Consider the following 21,244-nt stretch of genomic DNA (forward strand, 5'->3'; position numbering starts at 1 on the left):
AATTATTAAGTTTGCAGTAAAATCAAGAGAGTATGAGTATTGGTTTTGACATTGAAGAGGAAATTAAGACCAGTGAAGATATTGGGAGTGAAAGCGTGCGTGATCTCATGGTTTACAATGATGATTTTAACACGTTCGATCATGTGATCAATACATTGGTAAAAGTGTGTAAGCATGATGTTCACCAGGCAGAGCAGTGCACATTTCTGATCCACTACAAGGGTAAATGTTCCGTTAAAAAAGGTATGTACGAGGAATTAAAGCCGATGAGAGAGGGTATATCAGACGCTGGAATTAAAGCTTCTATCGTTTAAGTTTAATACATGGAATACCCATCTCAGTTGGTCGAACGTGCAGTCGAGGAGATTTCCCGACTCCCGGGAATTGGAAAAAAGACAGCTCTCCGCCTAGCACTTCATTTACTCAAGCAGCCTGAAAATGCGACCACTGATCTCTCCAGTGCTTTAAAGGAGCTGCGGGAAAACATCAAATATTGCAATACCTGTCACATCATTGCTGATACGGAGGAATGCACGTGCCAAAATGCCTATCGTGACACTTCAGTCATCTGTGTAGTAGAAGATACTCCCGATGTTTTGGCTATCAGAAATACGGGACAATACAATGGACTTTTTCATGTGCTTGGGGGGCGAATCTCCCAATGGATGGAATCGGTCCGGAAAATGTCAACATCGATTCATTGATCAATCGGATCAAGAATGACGATCAGGTTAATGAGGTGATTCTTGCTTTAAGCGCTACGATGGAAGGGGATACCACCTCCTTTTATATTACCAAGCTTCTAAAGGAATTCGGTATCAAAGTCACCACGATTGCACGAGGTATTCCGGTGGGTAGTGAGTTGGAATTTGCGGATGAGGTGACGCTGGGCAGAAGTATTGCCACTCGAACATTGTTTAGTCAGGATTAGTCAGTCCTTCCGTCTTCCTCCCGACCTCAAATTTTGAGATAACAATACAGCGATACCAAAAGTCAAAATCAAATAGATCCACCTTGGATTTCCTTCGTTATATGTTTTTACCAGATACCATACACTCAGGAAGAGTGCGAGTAAAATTCCTGCGAAGGCCAACATTCGCATGTTATTCAAATTCATAAAGTAAATATAAAGGTCTGTTAGCTCCATTCAGGATATTTTTGCTGGAATGGGCGATTTTATTGAATTTCTTTATTCCAGGTTTTTGCTGAGTGATGGAGTTTCCATCGATACCCGTACGATCGAAAAAGGCAACCTCTTTTTTGCCATCAGCGGACCAAATTTTAATGCCAATCAGTTTGCCAAGGAGGCACTAGAGAAAGGAGCCGCATATGCCGTGGTTGATGATGAGCATTATGTAACGGATGACCGGATCATTCTGGCAGAAGATGGATTGGAGGCGCTGCAGGAACTGGCGAAGTTCCATCGGTCAAGATTCAAACGACCTGTTTTGGGTATCACCGGATCCAATGGAAAAACAACGACGAAGGAGTTGATCACTCGGGTGCTTTCTGAAAAGTACATCATTCATGCTACGAAGGGTAACTATAACAATCATATAGGCGTACCTCTCACGCTTTTGCATATCCATCCACAAGTGGAAATTGCGATTATTGAAATGGGCGCGAATCACGTGGGTGAGATCGCGAGTTATTGTGAAGTTGCGAGACCTACTCATGGTTTGATCACCAACATTGGACGAGCACATACGGAAACTTTTGGTGGAATTGAGGGAGTGATCAGAGGAAAAAGCGAACTGTTTGATTTTATCAGGAAGAATGAAGGAACGGCATTTATCAATAAAAGTGACTCGGTGCTTTCGAATATGGCCAAGCGATTTGATTCTCCTATTATTTTCCCTCAACCTGATTTTAAACTATTATCCTCATCTCCATTTCTGAACGTTCAGCTTGGAGAAAAGGAAAAAGAAACCAATGTGGTTGGCAGATATAACTTCTCCAATATGGCCGCTGCAGTGGCCATCGGACGTTTTTTTGAGGTGCCTGATGAGAATATCCTTGATGCAATTGCTAGCTATGAGCCTGATAACGCACGATCTCAAATCATAAAAAAGGGAACGACAACAATAATTCTGGATGCATACAATGCCAATCCAGATTCAATGAAAGTGGCTCTTGAAAACCTTGCTGAGCAAGGGAAGAATGTGGTAGCTATTTTGGGTGATATGAATGAGTTAGAAGACAGCAACTCACAGCACATGGAAGTACTTACCTATGCACGGAAGGTCGGAGTTAATAACGTTTTAACTGTAGGGCAAAAGTTTGGGTGGGTAGCTGATCCGCAGTTTCATTTCAAGACCAAAGAAGAGTTGGAGCAGCATGTGAAAAAATTGGATTTAAGAAACACAACTGTCCTTTTGAAGGCATCTCGTTCGGTCAAACTAGAAACAGTACTTAAAAGCATAGGATAATGGATTTACAATTCACCCTCGACTTTCTTAACGACCTGGCTAAAAACAACCACAAGGAGTGGATGGATGCCAACAAGAAAAGGTACCTGCGGGCAAAAGAGAATGTAATTGAACTAGTCAATGATGTGATTACTAAAACAGCTTCTTTCGATCCTTCTATTAGCACATTGGAACCGAAGAAGTGCCTATTTAGAATCAATCGGGACATCCGTTTCAGTAATAATAAAGATCCATATAAAACGAACTTTGGGGCCTTCCTTGTAGAAGGAGGAAAGAAATCCGGAAATCCGGGATATTACATTCATATCCAACCCGGGAATAATTTTCTTGGTGGTGGTATTTATCAGCCACCGGCTGAGACGCTGCAGAAGGTCAGGCAAGAAATTGACTACAATGGGAAAGAACTAAAGGCGATCATTAATGACGATGGGTTTCGAGAAGTTTACCCAGAACCACATACGGCTGATAGTTTGAAAACAGCACCAAAAGGTTATCCGAAAGACCATGAGCATATTGAGCTTTTGCAGCTAAAACACTACGTGTTTATGAGGAAGGCCACAGACAAGGAGGTGATCGCACAAAACTTTGCTGATCACATTGCTGCAGACTTTAAAGTCCTCTATCCATTTAATCAATTCCTGTCTCGAGCATTGGATTAAAATTATTTTTAAGTCAGGCCTTGCACGGAAAATAAAGCGTACTAAATTTGCAGTCCTTTTAAGGAAGGGCGCTTAGCTCAGTTGGTTCAGAGCACCTCGTTTACACCGAGGGGGTCGGGGGTTCGAATCCCTCAGCGCCCACATCTTCTAACCTCAATCTACTCGATTGAGGTTTTTTTATGCATTTTTTTGAGGGAGAACCTTAGGTTCGAAATGTAGCACAGCGGAATTCACGAGGGGCTTTGTGGCATGGAAGTGCGTATGAGGTAAATGCGAAGCATTCACGAGGGGCTTTGTGGCATGGAAGTGCGTATGAGTAATCCTCCAATCTCAATGGTGGGATAAATGGTTTAACTGATTTTCTCAACAGCCCAGTCAAAATGCTCCTTTATTAAGTCTTTTTTATTGTCAGTAATAAACCTAATCAGTTCCTGCTGTGCGGGAGTGAGCCTTTTTGATTTATTGTAAACAAGGTTCCAGTTCGTTACAATAGGCAACCCCTTCAGTCGATAAATATTTAAGCTCTTGTTTGCCAGTTCATTTCTTAATCCGATTAATGGCATGACGGAATAACCAATCCCGGCGTTAATAGCCTGTTTCACTGCTTCATTAGAGACCAGCTTCATACTTTTATGCGGAGTAATATTGTTGGCCTGAAGATATTCTTCCATTGCTTTTCTGGTTGCAGAGCCTTCTTCACGAAAGACAAGTGTGGCTTTTTTGAGGTCACTTAGTTTTTTCGGTGGGTTAGGATCTTTGCTGCTTCCGACCAGGAACAGCCGATTTTCCATCAACTCTACGGTTTTCAAATCAATGCCTTCGGGTAACACTGAGACGAGTGAAAAATCACTCTCATTTTTAATCAATTTTTCAACAACCTGATTTTTATTGGAAACATCAATATTGATTTCAACACCCGGGTATTTTTCCATAAAGGACTTCAAAAAGTATGGGATCACATACTTCCCTGTAGACACAACCGACACTTTTATTTCACCGGTCATAATGCCTTTGAACTGATCGATTGTGTATCGCATATTGTCTGCCTCGAAAAGAATTCTTTTGCTCGCTTCAGCCATGTGCTTTCCGAAATCCGTGATGAAAAGCTGTCTCCCTACTACTTCTGTTAAGGGCAATTCAAATTGATCTTGCAAATTTTTAAGCTGAATTGATACAGCTGGCTGTGTTAAATGTAATTCTTCAGAAGCTTTTGTAATGCTCTGTAATTCAGCGACTTTAAGAAATATCCGGAGTTGATGTAAAGTGTAATTCATATATTATCATTTATGTAATACATAATAAAATTAAATAAAATTAAATGAATTACCCCTCGTACTTTCGCATTGTCAAGTAAAAAATGATATGTCTTTCCTGATGAAAATTATGACAGAAACTGAGTCAACACAAAATACGGAAATCGGTCAGTTGTTACGATCAAAAAAGAGAGGTGATGAATTAACACTGATTATGAGCACAGTCAATGAAAGGACCAGTTCTATGCCTGAGGATTTAAAGCGAAAGATACGAGATAGGTCTTTGGGATTAAAGGAGCTTTTTATTGCAACAGTGGAGAGAAAAGGAGAGGGAAAAAAATTGCAAGTAAATCGATTGTCTGATTCTGAATTGGAGATCGAAGGGATTTCCCAGATGACACTTCACAGTTTTTTACTCAAGGCGGAAGAATTAGGAAAAAAAATCACCTACACCCGCTCATTAAAAGTTGAGATTACTGACTAACTAAAATTTGAACCAAATAAAAATAACATGAAGACTTTCAGATACATAGTAGTAGGGTTAGTCCTAGGAGGGGCTTCAGGCGCCAAGATTGGCGCCTACCTTTCCAACCTTTGGAATCAGTCATTAACGTATGATTACATCGAGGCAGGATTCATATATGGATCGTTAGCCGGGTCATTTTCTGCTGTGATTTTCCTGGCGGCTTTTGCACTTGCCTCTCTTCAGAGGGATGCAAATAGTTTTTCAGCAAACAGGATGATGAGTAGCACGTAATCGATCGAATAATATTTAGAGCACATCAAAAAACAAATTAAATGCAGGAACAAATACTAATCATTCTCCCTCTGATAGCTCCATTCACATTGCTTTTATATGCTTTAGTGTCTTGGTCTGGTTTGTTCAGAAGTTCGGATTACATAAAAACAAGTTCAATCTACCTCGCTGTTGTAGGGATCGCTGTTTCGCTTGTCTCCGCTGCAGTGGTATTTAAGTATGGAACCATTCAGTCAACACTTTTAGGATATGAAGGACTGGGGTTTTCAACGCGTCTGGACCCGCTCAGCGTGACCATGTTTGTGATGATATCCATTCTGGGTTTTGTAATTCTAAAGTTCAGTGGCAACTATTTAGATGGGGATTCAAGAAAGATGGTCTTTTTTAACCGGCTTTCAACAACCATTGCCTCTGTTGAATTACTTATACTTTCCGGAAATCTCTTTCAAATATTGGTCTTTTGGATCATCACCAGTGTGTGCCTGCACTACTTGTTGGTGTTTTATCGTAATCGTCCACAGGCCATTGCAGCAGCGCGCAAAAAGTTCATTGTGGCTAGAGCAGGTGACTTGAGCTTAGGGGTAGCAATTTGGTTTATCTACCTTTCTTCGGGCACAGGAGAACTTTCCCAAATTTTCGCTCACATTGAAAGTGCCGGCGTACTTGATGGATTTCTGATCTGGGCAAGCATCTTTCTCGTGATTACCGCGATTTTAAAATCTGCCCAGTTTCCTACCCATGGATGGTTGATCGAGGTGGTTGAAACGCCAACACCTGTATCGGCACTATTGCATGCCGGGCTTTTGAATGCCGGACCCTTCCTCATGGCCAGGCTGGGGTTTCTAATGATAGAATCTACTCCAGCTTCCATTATGCTGATTATAATTGGAGGCTTCACTGCCATGTTTGCCTCAGTGGTTTTTCTTACACAGCCATCGATTAAAATATCACTTGGCTACTCCAGCGTGGCACATATGGGTTTTTCACTACTCCTATGTGGTTTGGGTGTTTACTCCGCAGCAATACTTCATGTGGTGGCGCATTCATTTTACAAAGCGCATGCTTTTCTTTCTTCTGGTAGCATCGTTGAAGTGATGCGCGCCAAAAAAGTTCTTGCTCCTGAACGTATGGGGAGCGTATGGCGAATAACACTAAGCGTATTATTAGCACTTGCCATGTATGGAGCCGTTTACTATCTCTGGAATATCCGACTAGATGAATCTTTCAGCCTTATGATCGTCGGTGTGATGATTGTACTAGGGCTAAGTCAAATTATTGCCACGACTGTAGATGCAAGGAGCAATTGGAAAGCGATGTTGTGGACAGGAGGAATAGCCTTGCTCGTACTGGGATCTTTTTTCACTTTCGAGCACGGAGCAAGAGTTCTCCTCAGCACGCAAATACCAGAACTAAGTACGCCAGCATTAGCAATTCAATGGGTTTCGATTGCTTTGGTTGCTGTCTACACCCTGATCGTTTTGGCTCAAGTTAGTGGTTTCAAAATTAAAGAGAGTGCTCTGGGATACAGGCTCGGGGTTCATCTTAGAAACGGACTATATGCAAATGTCATTTTTGATCGAATCATTGGCTCATTGAAAAACGAAAAATTTAAGTGGGTAAATCTTGCGGTGAAAGAAGAGAAGGAATTCATTGAGATGAATCCGGGTGAAAGATTGACCCTTCCTGAAAAAGAAATACTTCTAAGTAACTAAACTACATATCATGATCAATGCTCAAGTAGCTACTAATCAAATTGAAATTAGAGAGGCCTTAAAAAAAGGTACGAGTAAAGTAGCTCCTCTCTGGTCCCTGGAAAATTTCGTGGCAGTAAATCCGTATCTAGGAATGTCTGATATGAAGTTTGGTAAAGCCATGGGGTTTTTACAACGAAGTGGTAAAATTCAGTCGACGCTTCCTGTCGGTTTTTATCTGGATGCTATTAGGAAAGGGAGAATTATAAGAGAGGATATCGCCAAGGCACTGGAGTACGATAACTATGGCATAAAGAAGGATGCAAATAAATTCATCCATCATTTACACACAATTGAGACATCATCTGACGAATTTCATGTCAAAACAGTGGCGGATGTCGCAAGTGAGCTGAACGGCAAAAAGTGGCACAGATTCATGATTGATCGCATCTCATTCTGGGCAACAGCCTATTTTGATAATAAGCAGGCAATCTGGGATACTGCTGGTACCAACACCTCCTTATTTGAGGCTTGGAAAAAAGAGGCAGAGGTTGACTTTGCACCAGAGGCAATGGGACTGAAGGGTTTCAGGGGTCTCGTACGTAGTTTCTCTAACAATCACCTGGAGGCGGCTGGACGGGCTTTAGAGATACTGGAAATAAATGATGAGTCGCTCGAGTATTATCTGAGTAGTCTCCTCCTCAAAATGAATGGGTGGGCTGGCTTTGCTGCGAGGATAGACTGGGAGACCAAATTGAATGGTAAGGAAGGACAATCTCTAGAAGAGTTTCTTGCCGTGATGTTGGTTTGGGAAGTGTGCCTTAAGGAGCTGCTTGTGTATCCACAGATGGATTACGCCTGGTTGCAGGCCAGATTAGAGACAGAGAAAAATATTACAAAACCAGAATTTAGTGAAGCCTTTGCGACCAGACTTATTTTACAGGAAGCTTTTGACATTGCGAACCAACGGGCGATTATCGAAAAGATTAACAGCCAGAGAGCTCTTCCCGGCACCAAAGAAAAAACAGATGTTCAGGCGGTGTTCTGTATAGATGTGCGATCAGAACTTTTCAGAAGAAATCTGGAGGCCGCCAACGAGCGAATCGAGACGCTGGGTTTTGCCGGATTTTTTGCTTTCCCAATTAAATATGTACCGCTGGCGTATGATGAAGGGATGAATCAATGCCCGGTATTGCTTTCACCTTCTCATACCATAAAAGAGTCAGCAGCTGAGGAGCAAAAAGTCATAAATAAGCGATCGCTCCAGGCTCAGGTTGGGGTCGCCTGGAAATCCATCAAGAAAGGCGCAATAAGCTGCTTTAGTTTCGTGAGTCCTCTCGGGCTTTTCTTCCTGCCCAAACTTCTTTCTGATGCTCTTGGACTTTCACGTCCGGTGGCTCATCCGGATAATCACGGGTTGTCAAAGAGTGAAGTGGAAGATAAGACCATACGGCTAACTCAGGAAAACTGGAAAGATCAGGTAGCGGGAATCTCCCTCAATGATCGAATAAAAATGGCAGCATCGACGCTTAAGGCTATGTCCCTAACTGAGAATTTTGCACCAATCGTACTCATTGTGGGACATGGTTCTTCGACGGTGAACAACCCACATGCCACTGGATTAGATTGTGGAGCTTGTGGAGGACATTCGGGTGAAGCCAATGCTAAAGTGGCGGCAGCAGTGCTTAATGATCCGGAAGTACGAATTGCGCTCCGAAAAATGGATATAGAAATCCCTGGCAGAACGAATTTCATACCGGCGTTGCACGATACCACCACCGACAATGTTACGCTTTTTAAAACCGATGATTTCCTATCACAGAATGGTCATATAATGGATGAACTGAAATATGCCCTGAAACTTGCAGGGGAAGCCTCAAGAAAAGAGCGTGCTTCAAGGATGGGGATATCAAATGGGGATATCGAAAAGCAGATATTGAAGAGAAGTAAGGACTGGTCGCAGGTAAGGCCTGAGTGGGGACTGGCCGGATGCTCTTCGTTCATTGTTGCACCGCGGGAGCGCACCTCCCAATTAAACTTTGGTGCAAAAGCATTCATGCATAACTATTCCTGGAAAAAAGATAAGGATTTTAGTGTTTTGGAATTGATCATGACGGCCCCTATGGTGGTAACCAGCTGGATCAATCTGCAATACTTTGCTTCTACGGTTGACAATAAAAAATTTGGCTCTGGCAATAAGACCTTACACAATGTAGTGGGTGGAGTTGGTGTACTGGAAGGGTTTGCAGGAGACTTGCGGGTGGGATTACCCTGGCAGTCGGTCCACGATGGTGAAAACTATCAGCACGAACCTCAGCGACTGAATGTAATCATCGAGGCACCTGTGGACGAAATGAGTAAAATTCTAGAAAAACATGACTCGATCCGTCAGCTATGTGATAATCAATGGATTTATCTCTTCGCCATGAATGATAATGGCAAGGTCGCCTACAAGTATATTGGCAATCTTGAATGGGAGGTCATCGGTTAGTTTAGAGTTGTAGCTGGTACTAATGCTTGAGTTATTCTTAGTAAAAGAGCATGGTATCAGCTACTTATTAATTGACTTGACAAAAACTTACGGATGAGCAACTAATCATATAACCTATTTCAAATCCCTTTTTTTCACGCATATTCATCCACTTAGCTATCCATCATCTTTGCATCAAATTCAATTGATCATAGCTAGATGGATAACTCACTTAAAATCCTTGGGACATTTTTGTTTATCGTATTGAGCCTTGGCTCAAATGCGCAGATGGCTTTAGGACCATCCAATTCAAATACCAGCAATGCAGTAAAAGGAGATTTGGAAGCTCCACGTACTGACTTGCTGCGAACACATACCGGAGATTTTGTGTATGGCCCTGCTACACGAATCAAATTCAAAATAATAGAAGAAGGCTCAGGTATTGAGACTACCTTCTTTAAGGTGGGTGATTCTCCCTTCATGCAGTCAGATGGTAGACAAATGATGCCGCATGACCTGGCCGATGGAGCGTACAAGATGTTGTATTACAGTGTTGATAAAGAAGGGAACCAGGAACAGGTCCGAATGGATATGGTATACATTGATAAAGAAGGACCGAGGGTGAAATCCTCCTTCAATGCCACTCCGGTTTCTTTCAAAGATGGAATGCCGGTTTTGCCACACGGTGTTCATGTTCTATTGGAAATCGCCGATGAGAAAGTAAACGTGCAGAAGGTGACTTATCAAATCAACAATGGGCAGAAAGTAGAGAGCGATGATTTACACACTATCGATCTTGCTGAAGAGCTTTCAGCAATAGCAGACGATACAATTAGGATTGAGGTAACAGCGTACGATGAGTTTTACAATATCTCAAAAGAAGTTATAGCATTCAAGATAAAGAGATAGGATTAAGCATTAATTATTTGTAAGAGCTCGGTGAGTGATCATCGGGCTTTTTTTGTTTCAACTTACCAAATACTCCTTCGCCGTTTCCTCATCATCAAAAGGACGCATAGCCCCACCAAGCAATCGATTGTACCCTGAGAGAAGCACTTTCTTAGCCCCAGTAATTCCAACGACTGCTCCTTTGACCGGGACATGTTTCGTCTCTTTACCCATTTCACGTATAAAAGCAGTGAACTTTCTCGTAGCTGGAGTCTCGGTGATATTTACAAGCCGGAGGTGTTCACCAGGGTCAGACAGTAAAAAATCTCTCAAGGATGATGCAGTTTCTAACATCTCATCCTCAGACTGTCCCCGATAATCGACATAAATAATCTCTTTTCCTTTGTGAGTAATCTTTTTTATTTCTGGCATTTGGTTAGGTATGTGTGAATCACGAAAATAATCAGTTTATGAAAAAATCCGAATGTCTGCTCCAAGACCTCAATAAACCTTAGCGCTTTTTTCTTTAGCCAACTTCTAATCCGCTTCGTATTCAGACCAAAATCAAAAATTTAGTCATGAAGAGAATTGTTTATTTATTGCCTGCTTTAATCTTGTTTTCATGCGCCAGCAACCCAGAAGAACCAAAAGGCCCGGTATACAACCTGAACGGTGTTGCATTAGCAGGTTATGATCCTGTAGCCTATTTTGAGCAAGGAGAACCTAAAGTGGGGATGGAGGATGAAGTCGTCACCTATGAAGGATTGAAATACTATTTCTCCAACACCAAAAATCGGTTGCTTTTTCAGGAAAACCCAACTAAGTATCTACCTGCATATGGAGGTTGGTGCGCTTATGCAGTAGCAGAAACTTCTGGTAAAATGGAGCCCGACCCTACAATGTGGCAAATCCAGGATGGGAAACTTCAGCTGTTTTATGATGATTGGATGACTTCACTGACTGGAAGCTTAAAGGAGGAATGGAATACTGACCCGAAAAGCTATAAAGTGAAAGCAGACTCAAACTGGGAGAAGATGAATCAGTACGATGGTTATCTAAATGTTATCTTTTTACTCTAAGCGTTAAAATACAACGCTTATTTGATAGTAGAATTTCTAACTTGGCAACTTGATTTCCTTTGAAATCCACAAATGGCCAAGAAGAATCAGATAAGCACAAAGGCACTTTACAGAAAATTGGATAAGCTCTATGATGAGAGTCCGTCTTTTGATGTGAAATCAAAAAAGCGATGGGTGATATTTTCTGATTTGCACATGGGTGATGGAGGATCCACCGACGATTTCAAGCAAAATGCGAATCTTTTTAGCACTGCATTAAAGGAATACTATCTGGAAAAGGATCATGCGTTAATCTTGAATGGTGATATAGAAGAATTGCAACGGTTTCAACTAAAGAAGATCGTAAATAAGTGGAAAGAGATTTATGACCTTTTTGATCGCTTCAATGCAAAAAAATCACTTTTCAAAACAATAGGCAATCATGATCTGGAGCTTCAGCTAATGAAAGAGCTCCCTTTTGATTATAAGAACTATGAGTCACTTCGATTGAGATTTGGAAAGCATAATTTATTCATCTTTCATGGCCACCAGGCCAGCAAAAAATACCAGGAGCATAATGAGCTCATTGGGTTTACGCTAAAATATTTCGCTAACCCGCTGGGCATTAAAAGCTATTCGGTTTCTCATAGTAGTCAGAAGCAATATAAAATTGAGAAAAGGGTGTATGGTTTTTCATCATTCAATAAGGTGGTTTCTATCATTGGTCATACCCATCGACCACTTTTTGAGTCACTACACAAAGTGGACAGGCTTAAGTACAAAATCGAGCAGCTCTGCAGGGATTATTCCTATGCGGATGATGAGGATCATGACGAAATAAAGGCAGAGATTAAGTCCCATAAAAAAGAGCTGAAGAAATACTACAAGGAGAACAAGGATCACAGTTTCCAGAACTACGTATACAATACGCTATTTCACATTCCATGCCTCTTTAATTCCGGATGTGTTGTTGGCAAGAGGGGGATGACCTGCCTCGAAATTGAAGATGATAAGATTCGACTTGTACACTGGTTTGATAAAAAGATCAGTAAAAAATACTTAAAAAGTAGTGGGTACGAACCGGAGCAGCTAGGCGATTCGGATTATTATCGTCTGGTCATCAATGAAGAATCTCTGGATTACATCTTCACCAGGATCAAATTTTTAGCATGAGGAATTTCATTGTGTTATCAATTATTTTGCTGAGCTGCTCTCCTAAAAAAGAGATACGCATTGGCATGGATATACAAGGTCATAGAGGTGCAAGGGGGCTCGCTCCCGAAAATAGTCTTGCGGCTTTTATCATGGCGGCTGAATTGGGCGTCACTACGCTTGAATTAGATCTTGTTGTTTCAAAAGACAACCAGCTAGTGGTTAGTCATGAGCCTTTTTTTTCGCCAGACTTTTGTTTAGATACTCATGGTAATCCAATACCGGAGGATTCGGTTATTAATATGTATGAGCTGACCTATGAAGAGATCAAACAATTTGATTGCGGGTCTACTCAAAACCCCCGTTTCCCAGAGCAAAAGCAAATAAATACGATCAAACCACTTCTTTCTGATGTTATTGACAGTGTCGAGTCCTTCTCTAAAAGCAAAAATCTTTCACCTCCTCGATATAACATTGAACTGAAAACCAAGAAGGAGACAGATGCTATTTTTCACCCTTCACCAGAGGTATTTTCAGGTCTGGTTTTTGATTTGGTAAAGAAGAAAGGAATATTGAATCGAATCACCATTCAGTCCTTTGATTTTCGAACATTGCAATATTTCAAAAAGGAATACCCGCATATTCAACTGGCTGTATTGATTGAAAATGAGCAGTCATGGAAAGCGAACATTGACTCACTTGGTTTCAAACCGGAAATCTATTCCCCCTATTATCAATTACTTTCGCAGGAAATTGTGCAAGAAATCCAAAGTGCCGGGATGAAGGTAATTCCCTGGACCGTCAACGATTTCGATGAATTAAACAAAGTATTAGCCTGGGAGGTTGATGGGATAATTACTGATTATCCCGATCGGGCATTGACTTTAACAAAGAAAAAATGAATAAGAAGTACGATGTATGTGCCATTGGTAACGCGCTGGTTGATTATGAAATTGAAGTAGAAGATCAATTCTTTAAGGATAATGGAGTAGAGAAAGGCTTGATGACCCTGGTGGATGAGGAACGACAAGGAGTATTACTGGAAGGTGTTCAGGGAAAAATCAAAAAGAAGCAAGGAGGTGGATCAGCTGCGAACACCATTTTTGGTCTCGCAGAGTTTGGTGGTAAAGGGTACTACACGTGCAAAGTAGCTGATGATTCTGATGGTGAATTGTATGCGAATGACCTCATTAAGGCAGGAATAGATACGAATTTGGATCCTAACAATTTGTATAAAGGGACGACAGGGAAATGCCTGGTGATGATCACCCCGGATGCCGAGCGTACGATGAATAGCTATCTTGGTATCACTACTGATTTCTCTAAAAAGGAACTTAGTGTGGAAGCGATAAAAAACGCTAGCTACCTATTTATGGAAGGTTTTTTGGTTTCATCTCCGACAGGGCTTGAAGCTATGAAAGAAGCTAAAAGGATTGCACAGGAAAATAATGTCAAAGTCAGTCTTACTTTTTCAGATCCATCCATGGTGAAATACTTTGGTGATCAAATGAAAGAAATTGTGGGAGATGGTGTGGATCTGCTTTTCTGTAATATTCATGAAGCCGAACTTTTCGCCGGAGTAGAAGGGATGGAAGCGGCCAAAGAAGCGATCAGGAAAGTTGCTAAGGAATTTGTGATTACGAAAGGAAAAGATGGAGCTGTTGTCTTTGACGGTACTACTTACCATGAAATTGCGCCGTTCCCTACAAAAGCTGTAGATGCAACCGGAGCTGGTGACATGTTTGCCGGTGCTTTTCTGTATGGAATTACCAATGGACAGTCGCATGAGGAGGCGGGTAAGCTGGCAAGTGCCGCCAGCTCAGCGGTCGTAAGCAAGTTTGGACCAAGGTTGAGCGAAAATCATGTGAAGGATGTTCTAAACCAGATTGGCAGATAATGATTTTATCTAATTAATATTGTATTTGTACTAATTGTAAAACCAAACTAAATATGCGAAATACCCTAATCTTAATCCTGTTGTTCGCAGTTTTCGGAGCATTGGCTCAGGAGCGGCGAATTGATTTTGTGGAGTATGACCTGGACAATGGATTACATGTGATCCTGCATCAGGACAATTCCACTCCTATTGTTAATGTAGCTGTTCTATACCATGTTGGTTCAAAAAATGAACCGGACGGTAGAACGGGCTTTGCTCACTTCTTTGAGCACCTCATGTTTGAGGGATCTCCCAATATTCCAAGAGGAGAATTCTTCAAAATCATTCAAAATGCAGGTGGTCAGTTGAATGCAAATACTTCTTTCGATAGAACCTTTTATTATGAAACACTTCCTTCACATCAGCTGGAGCTAGGTCTTTACATGGAATCAGAGAGGATGCTTCATGCCAAGATCGATAGTACTGGCGTAGCTACGCAGAAGGAAGTAGTAAAAGAGGAAAAAAGAACTCGAATTGATAACCAACCTTATATGTCTTTCCAGGAGAAAATTTTTGGAAAAGCATATGAAGGCACCCCTTATTCATGGACGCCAATTGGCTCTTTTGAAGATATCGATAATGCCACAGAAGAAGACTTCAAAGATTTTTTCGAGACCTTCTATGTGCCAAATAATGCTACTCTATCGATCGCTGGAGATATCCAGATCGAAGAAACAAAAAAGCTGGTTGAGAAATATTTTTCTGAAATCCCTAAAGGGACGAAAGAAATTCCTCGTCCGGAAATTGAAGCACCTGATTTAGGAGGTGAAGTAAGAGAAGAAGTATTTGACAATGTGCAGCTTCCTGGCGTATTCCAGGCGTATCGAATGGCAGAGCAGGGATCGGATGATTACTATGCAATGCAAATGCTAACAACACTCCTTTCAGGTGGGCAAAGTTCGAGATTCCAAAAAGAGATTGTTGATGAGAAGCAGATTGCAGCTTTTGTAGGCTCATTTCCTTTTGCCTTGGAAGATGGAGGTCTTTTTGTTTCTCTTGGTCTTGTTAACGTAGGGAATACTCCAGAAGAACTCGAGGAGGCGATGATGGCTGAGATTGAGCGGGTTAAGAACGAGGATATCAGTGATAGAGAATTCCAAAAACTACAAAATCAAATTGAGAACAATTTTGTGAGCTCAAATAGCACAGTTAGAGGAATTGCTGAAAGCCTGGCAGACTACCATGTTTATTATGGTGATGCCAATTTGATCAATAGTGAAATCGACCGCTACATGGCGGTGACGAAAGAGGACATCAAGCGAGTGGCAAAGAAATACCTCACTCCGGATAATCGGGTAACGCTGTACTACCTGCCTAAATCTGCTCAGCAGAAGCCGGAGGATGAAAAACTAGACGATCAATAAACCTATTTTAAAAGCAAAGAAATTATGAACTTAAGAAATATACTTACCCTCGTTCTGACCATCGGAATAGTAGGTGCTTTTGCACAGGTGGATCGGAGCAAATTGCCAGAACCGGCAACCCCAAGACCCATCAACATTGGGGAATATGAAACATTCGAATTGAAGAATGGACTGAAAGTTTTTATCATCGAGAACCACAAACTTCCAAGAGTGAGTTTCAATCTTTTGGTAGATCGTGAACCACTTTTGGAAGAAGAAAAAGTTGGATACCTAAGCATGGTTGGTCAGATGATGATGCGTGGAACGGAGACCCGAAACAAAGAGCAGTTGGATGAGGAGATTGATTTTATTGGTGCTTCAGTTTTCGCTGGGTCAACGAATGTGTTTGCATCGGGTCTTTCGAAATATCAGGAAAAAATTATGGAACTGATGACTGATGTGGCTTTCAATCCAACCTTTCCTGAAGAAGAACTGGAGAAAATCAGAAAGCAGACTCTTTCAGGACTGGCTTCAGCCAAGGATGATCCGAATGCTATTGCAGGAAATCTAAATCAGGCCATTGTTTATGGAAAAGATCACCCCTATGGTGAGATCCAGACTGAGGAGACAACAAACAATATCTCAGTTGAAGATTTGAAAAATTATCATTCGACTTTCTTTAAACCGAATATTTCTTATTTGGCGATTGTGGGTGATGTGGATTCGAAGCAAATGAAGAAAATGGTGAAAACATACTTCGGAAGTTGGGAGCAAGGCGAAGTGCCAACGCCAACCTTTGAGATGCCTCAGGCACCGGAAAAAACCGAGGTTAGTTTAGTGAATCGGTCGGCTTCAGTGCAATCAGTGATTAACATTACTTACCCGGTAAAACTGGAGGTAGGTTCTGAGGATGAAATAAAGGTGAGGGTAATGAATCAAATCCTGGGTGGTGGATTCTCAGGTAAGCTAAATATGAATCTGAGAGAGGACAAAGGATACACCTATGGAAGTCGCTCTTCACTTTCTTCTGATGAGTTGGTTTCTCGATTTACCGCAAATGCTGAGGTCCGAAATGAAGTTACTGATAGTGCAATTGTCCAGATGATCTATGAAATGGAGCAGATGAGAAATGGTGAGATCACTGAGGAGGAGCTTGAACTAGCAAAGAATTCTATCTCAGGTAGTTTCTCCCAGTCACTGGAAAGACCTCAAACCGTAGCAAATTTTGCCTTAAATACTGCCATCTATGACCTTCCTGAGGATTATTATAATACGTATCTTCAGAAAGTACAGGCGGTTACCATCGAAGATGTAAAAGCTACTGCGCAGAAATATCTCAGCCCTGAAAAGGCCTACATCAATGTGGTGGGTAAAGCCAGTGAGGTTTCAGAGAAGCTAAAAGAATTTGGCACGCTGACATACTACGATACGTATGGAAATGAGGTGGATCCATCATTGGCTAAGTTGCCAGATGGACTGACTGCAGATAAAGTCATTGCTGATTATAAAGAAGCATTAGGTGGTGAGAACGCAATCAGCAAAATTGAAAATGTGACTATTAAAATGTCTGGAGAAATGATGGGTAGGCAGCTTGAAATGACCCAAATAATGGCAAAGGGTATGAAAGCAAATACTAGTGTAGGAATGGGAGGAATGACTGTGATGTCCAGCGTTTCTGATGGACAGACTGCTTCAATCGCTCAGATGGGGAATAAGCCTACTCTAGATGAAGCAACCATTGAAGAACAAGTGATTTCAAATGCCCTTTTTAGTGAGCTAGCTTTAAAAGAACTTGGCGCAGAATTGAAGCTGTCTGCCATAGAGGAAGTAAATGGTAGCGATGCATACGCCGTAGATGTTAAATTGTCTAAAGGAAACAACTATACAGTTTATTTCAACACAAATACTGGATTAAAAACCAGATATAGTAAAACGACAGAAACACCACAAGGCGCGTTTACTCAAACCGTTGACTATCTGGATTATAAAGAAGTGAATGGTGTTATGTTTCCACATACATTGAAACAGACAATGGGTCCACAGAAGATCGAGATGAAAGCATCTGAGGTGTTGGTAAACCAAGATATTGCGGAGGATACTTTCAAAGTGGAATAGTTTCTATTTAATTTTTCTTAAAATTTGCACAGAGGGCAAGGATTTATCTATCTTTGCCCTCCGTTTTTAAGGGAGAAAGAAAAAGACAATGAAAAGAACATTTCAACCTTCAGTAAGAAAGAAGAAAAACAAGCACGGATTCAGAAAGAGAATGGAGAGTGTAAATGGGCAATCTGTGATCTCACGAAGAAGAGCTAAAGGTCGTAAGAGACTTACGGTTTCTGACGAAATCCACAAGAAGTAAACCCATGGCCTATGGGCCTTTCTAAATACAGTTTTTCCAAAAAGGAAAGACTTACCGGTAAGAAAAAAATTGAGGGACTGTTCAAAAAGGGTTCCTCTTTTTATTTGGACAGTTTCCAAATCAGGCACTTGCAATCTGAACTTGTCGGCCCCAATGAAATTCTCATTTCCGTCCCTAAGCGGAACTTCAAGAGAGCGGTTGATCGAAATCTTCTTAAACGAAGGATACGGGAAGCTTACCGCTTGAATAAGCATTTGCTCCATAAAGGAGAGAACGAGTCCGCTCTTTACATTGCTTTCATTTATCTTTCAAAAGAGATTTTAACCTTTGATAACATCCAGTCTCAACTAATTAAGGGTTTGGAACGTTTGGGTACTAGCAATACGAATAAATCACATGAGTAGAAAAGTTAAGATTATCCTGCCTTCGATTCTGGCCATGATTTTATTGGTGGCCGCAGTAAAGCCACCGACCGATCGGTACTTCGAAATACTCAAGAACCTTGATATTTTCGCAACTCTTTTTAAAGAGGTGAATACGCACTACGTGGATGAAGTCAACCCAACAACTCTCATGCAGTCTGGAATTGATGAGATGTTGGAGACTCTGGACCCATACACCAATTACATAGCTGCTGATGATATCGAAAGCTATCGTATGATGACAACAGGTGAGTATTCCGGCATTGGAGCTGTTGTCGAGCGAAAGGATGGAATTAGCACCATCGTGATGCCATACGAAGGATTTGCTGCTCACGAAGCAGGTCTTCGTGCCGGTGATGAAATTCATGCGATTAATGGAATTCCACTTGAAGGTAAAACGCAGGAAGAGGTTAGATATCTGATGAAAGGACAATCAAATTCAGCTATCACTTTAACGGTTAAGCGATTTGGACAAAAAGAGATGTTTGATGTGGATGTGAAGCGTGAGAAAATTGCTGTTGATAGTGTGCCGTATGCAGGCATGGTTAGCGATGATATTGGATATGTGAGGCTTACGAGTTTCACACAAAATGTAGGAAGGTCAGTGGGAATTAAATTGCTGGATTTGATGGAGCAGGGAGCTGAAAAAATCATTCTTGACCTTCGTGGAAACCCGGGCGGATTGCTACATGAAGCGGTGAATGTCTCGAATGTGTTTGTTGAAAAAGGAAAAAAAATTGTAACACAAAAAGGGAAAGTTAGAGCCAATGACTGGACGTATAAAACACTAAATGATCCTGTTGATCCAGAGATACCTGTAGTGGTGCTAACAGATAATGGCAGTGCTTCAGCATCTGAGATTGTTTCCGGTGTGATGCAGGATTACGATCGAGGTGTTTTAATCGGGCGGAAGACTTTTGGCAAGGGTCTTGTTCAGATTGAACGCCCATTATCCTATGATGCGGTGGTGAAAATAACCACAGCAAAGTATTACACACCAACAGGTCGATGCATTCAAGCTATTGATTACAGCAATCGAAATGAGGATGGAAGTGTGGGTAAAATCCCAGATTCCTTAAAAAATGAGTTTTACACATTGAATGGAAGAAAAGTATTCGATGGTGGTGGTATTGATCCGGATGTAGAAGTTGAGAAGTTAGAGTTTGCTCCAATCACGAAGCGCCTAATGAATGATGATCACATCTTCTATTATGCGACAGAATATTTTTATAAAAATGAAGGCATGAATCCTTCTTCACCTGATGAAATCCGATTGACAGATGCTGAATATGAGGACTTCAAAAAGTGGCTTTCAGGGCGCGATTTTGACTATGTCACACGGGTTGAAAAGGAGACTAAAAATCTCATAAACATTGCGAAAGAAGAAAAGAAATACAAACAGCTAAAAAGCTATTTTGATAATCTGGAGCAAGCCACTAAGCATAACAAGGAAAGAGATCTTGAAACGTTCAAAGAGGAGATCGTCATGCTTTTGGAACAAGAAATTGCCGGGCGGTATTTTTATGAACGAGGCATAATAGAATCAACCTTTGGAAAGGACCCTGATGTTCAGGCAGCCATTGCCGTTTTAAATGATCCTGCGAAATACAAGTCTATTTTAAACCCAAACTAGTTGGCATTAATTCTCAGCATAGAAACCTCCACAATGGTTTGCTCAGTAGCACTCCACAAGAATGGAGAGCTGCTGGCTAGTCAAAATCATCAGGTTGAAAAATCACACTCCTCCCTCTTGCCGGAGATTGGTCTTGAGGTATGTAAGGAAGCAAACATGACTTTTAGTGATTTGGATGCGGTGGCGGTTTCCTCTGGTCCGGGTTCTTACACAGGTCTGAGAATTGGCGTTACCAATGCAAAAGGAATTTGCTACACATTAAATAAACCCCTCATTGCCATTCCCTCATTAGATGTAATAGCGGAAGCTGTTCGCGGCAAATTTTTAGGCGATCATTTGCTTTGCCCCATGATGGATGCAAGACGAATGGAAGTTTATACGCAGATAGAGGATCAGACTGGGAAAATAATTTGGGAGCTTCAACCAAAAATTTTGGATGAAAACACGTTTGGAGAGTTTGACAAACCGCTTTACTTATTTGGTGATGGAATGCCCAAATTTCGGGAGATATCCAATCAGGATAATTTGATTTTCATCGATGATATTTTCCCGGAAGCTAAAAATATGGGAAGGTTAGCGCGGGAGAGGTTTGATGCCCAGGATTTTGAGGATGTCGCATACTTTGAACCCAATTACCTAAAGGAATGGCGAACTACTAAGCCTAAAAAACAGTTGTTGTAACCGATGGAAGAAATTGTAAACAGAGTCGCTAAAAGTCCACTCGTTTCAGTCGATCTTGAAGAGTACCTTCATAAAGGTGAGTATGCCATTTTTGATGTGAAGGATACCCTTTTTGAAGGATTGATTTTACGAGAAAAGGATTTTAGAGATTTCATCAAAGAAAACGACTGGTCTGTCTATCAAGATAAGAATGTAGGACTGATTTGCACCGCCGATGCTATTGTTCCTACCTGGGCGTACATGCTTTTGGTTACCAAGGTGAAAGAATTTGCTAATGTGGTGACATTTGGAAATGAAGAGGCCATCGAAAAAGCTTTAATAGATCAGGCCATTGAAAAGTGCATGGCTCATCTCGATCTAAAAGAAAAAAAGGTGGTAGTAAAGGGCTGTGGAGATGTAAGGAATATTGAATACGCTTACACCAAAATCACCGAAAAGCTGTTTCCTGTGGTTACTAGCCTCATGTATGGTGAACCTTGCAGCACAGTGCCTATCTTTAAACGCAAAAAATAA

The 21,244-nt window shown here is 41.3% G+C and carries 22 protein-coding genes, 1 tRNA gene and 1 pseudogene; 21 read left to right on the forward strand and 3 right to left on the reverse strand.

What is annotated here, in order from left to right; translation table 11 throughout:
* Window positions 1–32 precede the first annotated feature (32 nt).
* Both ACOQON_RS00920 and recR read left to right on the forward strand, forming a co-directional pair.
* Complete coding sequence (locus ACOQON_RS00920) at window positions 33–314, forward strand: ATP-dependent Clp protease adaptor ClpS (protein ID WP_420577052.1); 282 nt, start codon at window positions 33–35, stop codon at window positions 312–314.
* 9 nt (window positions 315–323) lie between these two features.
* A pseudogene (recR, locus tag ACOQON_RS00925) lies at window positions 324–931 on the forward strand (recombination mediator RecR).
* Here the strand turns inward: recR and ACOQON_RS00930 are convergent.
* Complete coding sequence (locus ACOQON_RS00930; protein ID WP_420577053.1) at window positions 932–1,147, reverse strand: hypothetical protein; 216 nt, start codon at window positions 1,145–1,147, stop codon at window positions 932–934. It lies immediately after the preceding pseudogene.
* A 19-nt stretch (window positions 1,148–1,166) separates the two neighbouring features.
* Here ACOQON_RS00930 and ACOQON_RS00935 point away from each other — a divergent pair, with 19 nt between their 5' ends.
* From ACOQON_RS00935 to ACOQON_RS00945, 3 genes are all read left to right on the forward strand, one after another.
* Entirely contained in the window at window positions 1,167–2,429 is a 1,263-nt protein-coding gene (locus tag ACOQON_RS00935; RefSeq protein WP_420577054.1) for a UDP-N-acetylmuramoyl-tripeptide--D-alanyl-D-alanine ligase, read from the forward strand.
* A complete protein-coding gene (locus ACOQON_RS00940; RefSeq protein WP_420577055.1) occupies window positions 2,429–3,088 on the forward strand; it encodes a DUF2461 domain-containing protein in 660 nt (219 codons plus the stop codon). The genes ACOQON_RS00935 and ACOQON_RS00940 overlap by 1 nt, the downstream gene beginning before the upstream one ends.
* A gap of 66 nt (window positions 3,089–3,154) precedes the next feature.
* Window positions 3,155–3,229 (forward strand) — tRNA-Val (locus tag ACOQON_RS00945).
* 209 nt (window positions 3,230–3,438) lie between these two features.
* Here ACOQON_RS00945 and ACOQON_RS00950 read toward each other — a convergent pair.
* Entirely contained in the window at window positions 3,439–4,362 is a 924-nt protein-coding gene (locus ACOQON_RS00950; protein WP_420577056.1) for a LysR substrate-binding domain-containing protein, read from the reverse strand.
* Between the two features lie 109 nt (window positions 4,363–4,471).
* On the opposite strand from ACOQON_RS00950, the gene ACOQON_RS00955 reads away from it, so the two are divergent.
* The 5 genes from ACOQON_RS00955 to ACOQON_RS00975 all read left to right on the forward strand — a co-directional run bounded on the left by ACOQON_RS00955 (window position 4,472) and on the right by ACOQON_RS00975 (window position 10,168).
* The gene (locus ACOQON_RS00955) at window positions 4,472–4,825 is read left to right on the forward strand and encodes a hypothetical protein (RefSeq protein ID WP_420577057.1); all 354 of its coding nucleotides are present in this window, start codon (window positions 4,472–4,474) and stop codon (window positions 4,823–4,825) included.
* A gap of 27 nt (window positions 4,826–4,852) precedes the next feature.
* Window positions 4,853–5,098: a hypothetical protein gene (locus tag ACOQON_RS00960; RefSeq protein ID WP_420577058.1), complete on the forward strand. Its 246-nt coding sequence runs from the start codon at window positions 4,853–4,855 to the stop codon at window positions 5,096–5,098.
* 41 nt (window positions 5,099–5,139) lie between these two features.
* Window positions 5,140–6,810 (forward strand): proton-conducting transporter membrane subunit, encoded by a 1,671-nt coding sequence (locus ACOQON_RS00965; protein WP_420577059.1) that lies wholly within the window; start codon window positions 5,140–5,142, stop codon window positions 6,808–6,810.
* Between the two features lie 10 nt (window positions 6,811–6,820).
* Window positions 6,821–9,280, forward strand: a complete 2,460-nt coding sequence (locus ACOQON_RS00970; RefSeq protein ID WP_420577060.1) for a YbcC family protein — start codon at window positions 6,821–6,823, stop codon at window positions 9,278–9,280.
* A 198-nt stretch (window positions 9,281–9,478) separates the two neighbouring features.
* A complete protein-coding gene (locus tag ACOQON_RS00975; protein WP_420577061.1) occupies window positions 9,479–10,168 on the forward strand; it encodes a hypothetical protein in 690 nt (229 codons plus the stop codon).
* 57 nt (window positions 10,169–10,225) lie between these two features.
* On the opposite strand, the gene ACOQON_RS00980 is transcribed toward ACOQON_RS00975, so the two are convergent.
* Window positions 10,226–10,579: a hypothetical protein gene (locus ACOQON_RS00980; RefSeq protein ID WP_420577062.1), complete on the reverse strand. Its 354-nt coding sequence runs from the start codon at window positions 10,577–10,579 to the stop codon at window positions 10,226–10,228.
* Between the two features lie 146 nt (window positions 10,580–10,725).
* Here ACOQON_RS00980 and ACOQON_RS00985 point away from each other — a divergent pair, with 146 nt between their 5' ends.
* From ACOQON_RS00985 to ACOQON_RS01035, 11 genes are all read left to right on the forward strand, one after another.
* Entirely contained in the window at window positions 10,726–11,226 is a 501-nt protein-coding gene (locus ACOQON_RS00985; RefSeq protein ID WP_420577063.1) for a YHS domain-containing (seleno)protein, read from the forward strand.
* Between the two features lie 72 nt (window positions 11,227–11,298).
* Window positions 11,299–12,378 carry a metallophosphoesterase gene (locus tag ACOQON_RS00990; protein WP_420577064.1) on the forward strand — a complete coding sequence of 360 codons (1,080 nt, stop codon included), beginning with the start codon at window positions 11,299–11,301 and terminating at the stop codon, window positions 12,376–12,378.
* Window positions 12,375–13,259: a glycerophosphodiester phosphodiesterase gene (locus tag ACOQON_RS00995; protein WP_420577065.1), complete on the forward strand. Its 885-nt coding sequence runs from the start codon at window positions 12,375–12,377 to the stop codon at window positions 13,257–13,259. The genes ACOQON_RS00990 and ACOQON_RS00995 overlap by 4 nt, the downstream gene beginning before the upstream one ends.
* A complete protein-coding gene (locus ACOQON_RS01000; protein WP_420577066.1) occupies window positions 13,256–14,254 on the forward strand; it encodes an adenosine kinase in 999 nt (332 codons plus the stop codon). The genes ACOQON_RS00995 and ACOQON_RS01000 overlap by 4 nt, the downstream gene beginning before the upstream one ends.
* A gap of 53 nt (window positions 14,255–14,307) precedes the next feature.
* On the forward strand, window positions 14,308–15,657 hold the full coding sequence (locus ACOQON_RS01005; protein ID WP_420577067.1) for a M16 family metallopeptidase: 1,350 nt from the start codon (window positions 14,308–14,310) through the stop codon (window positions 15,655–15,657).
* A gap of 24 nt (window positions 15,658–15,681) precedes the next feature.
* Window positions 15,682–17,751: a M16 family metallopeptidase gene (locus ACOQON_RS01010; RefSeq protein WP_420577068.1), complete on the forward strand. Its 2,070-nt coding sequence runs from the start codon at window positions 15,682–15,684 to the stop codon at window positions 17,749–17,751.
* A gap of 88 nt (window positions 17,752–17,839) precedes the next feature.
* Window positions 17,840–17,995 carry a 50S ribosomal protein L34 gene (rpmH, locus tag ACOQON_RS01015; protein ID WP_420577069.1) on the forward strand — a complete coding sequence of 52 codons (156 nt, stop codon included), beginning with the start codon at window positions 17,840–17,842 and terminating at the stop codon, window positions 17,993–17,995.
* Window positions 17,996–18,006: 11 nt separating this feature from the next.
* Window positions 18,007–18,399 (forward strand): ribonuclease P protein component, encoded by a 393-nt coding sequence (gene rnpA, locus ACOQON_RS01020; protein WP_420577070.1) that lies wholly within the window; start codon window positions 18,007–18,009, stop codon window positions 18,397–18,399.
* On the forward strand, window positions 18,392–20,050 hold the full coding sequence (locus tag ACOQON_RS01025; RefSeq protein WP_420577071.1) for a S41 family peptidase: 1,659 nt from the start codon (window positions 18,392–18,394) through the stop codon (window positions 20,048–20,050). Before rnpA ends, ACOQON_RS01025 begins: the two co-directional genes overlap by 8 nt.
* Complete coding sequence (gene tsaB, locus ACOQON_RS01030; protein ID WP_420577072.1) at window positions 20,051–20,731, forward strand: tRNA (adenosine(37)-N6)-threonylcarbamoyltransferase complex dimerization subunit type 1 TsaB; 681 nt, start codon at window positions 20,051–20,053, stop codon at window positions 20,729–20,731.
* Window positions 20,732–20,734: 3 nt separating this feature from the next.
* Complete coding sequence (locus ACOQON_RS01035) at window positions 20,735–21,244, forward strand: DUF2480 family protein (RefSeq protein WP_420577073.1); 510 nt, start codon at window positions 20,735–20,737, stop codon at window positions 21,242–21,244.

It is taken from the genome of Ekhidna sp., assembly GCF_965221965.1.
GTDB lineage: Bacteria > Bacteroidota > Bacteroidia > Cytophagales > Cyclobacteriaceae > Ekhidna.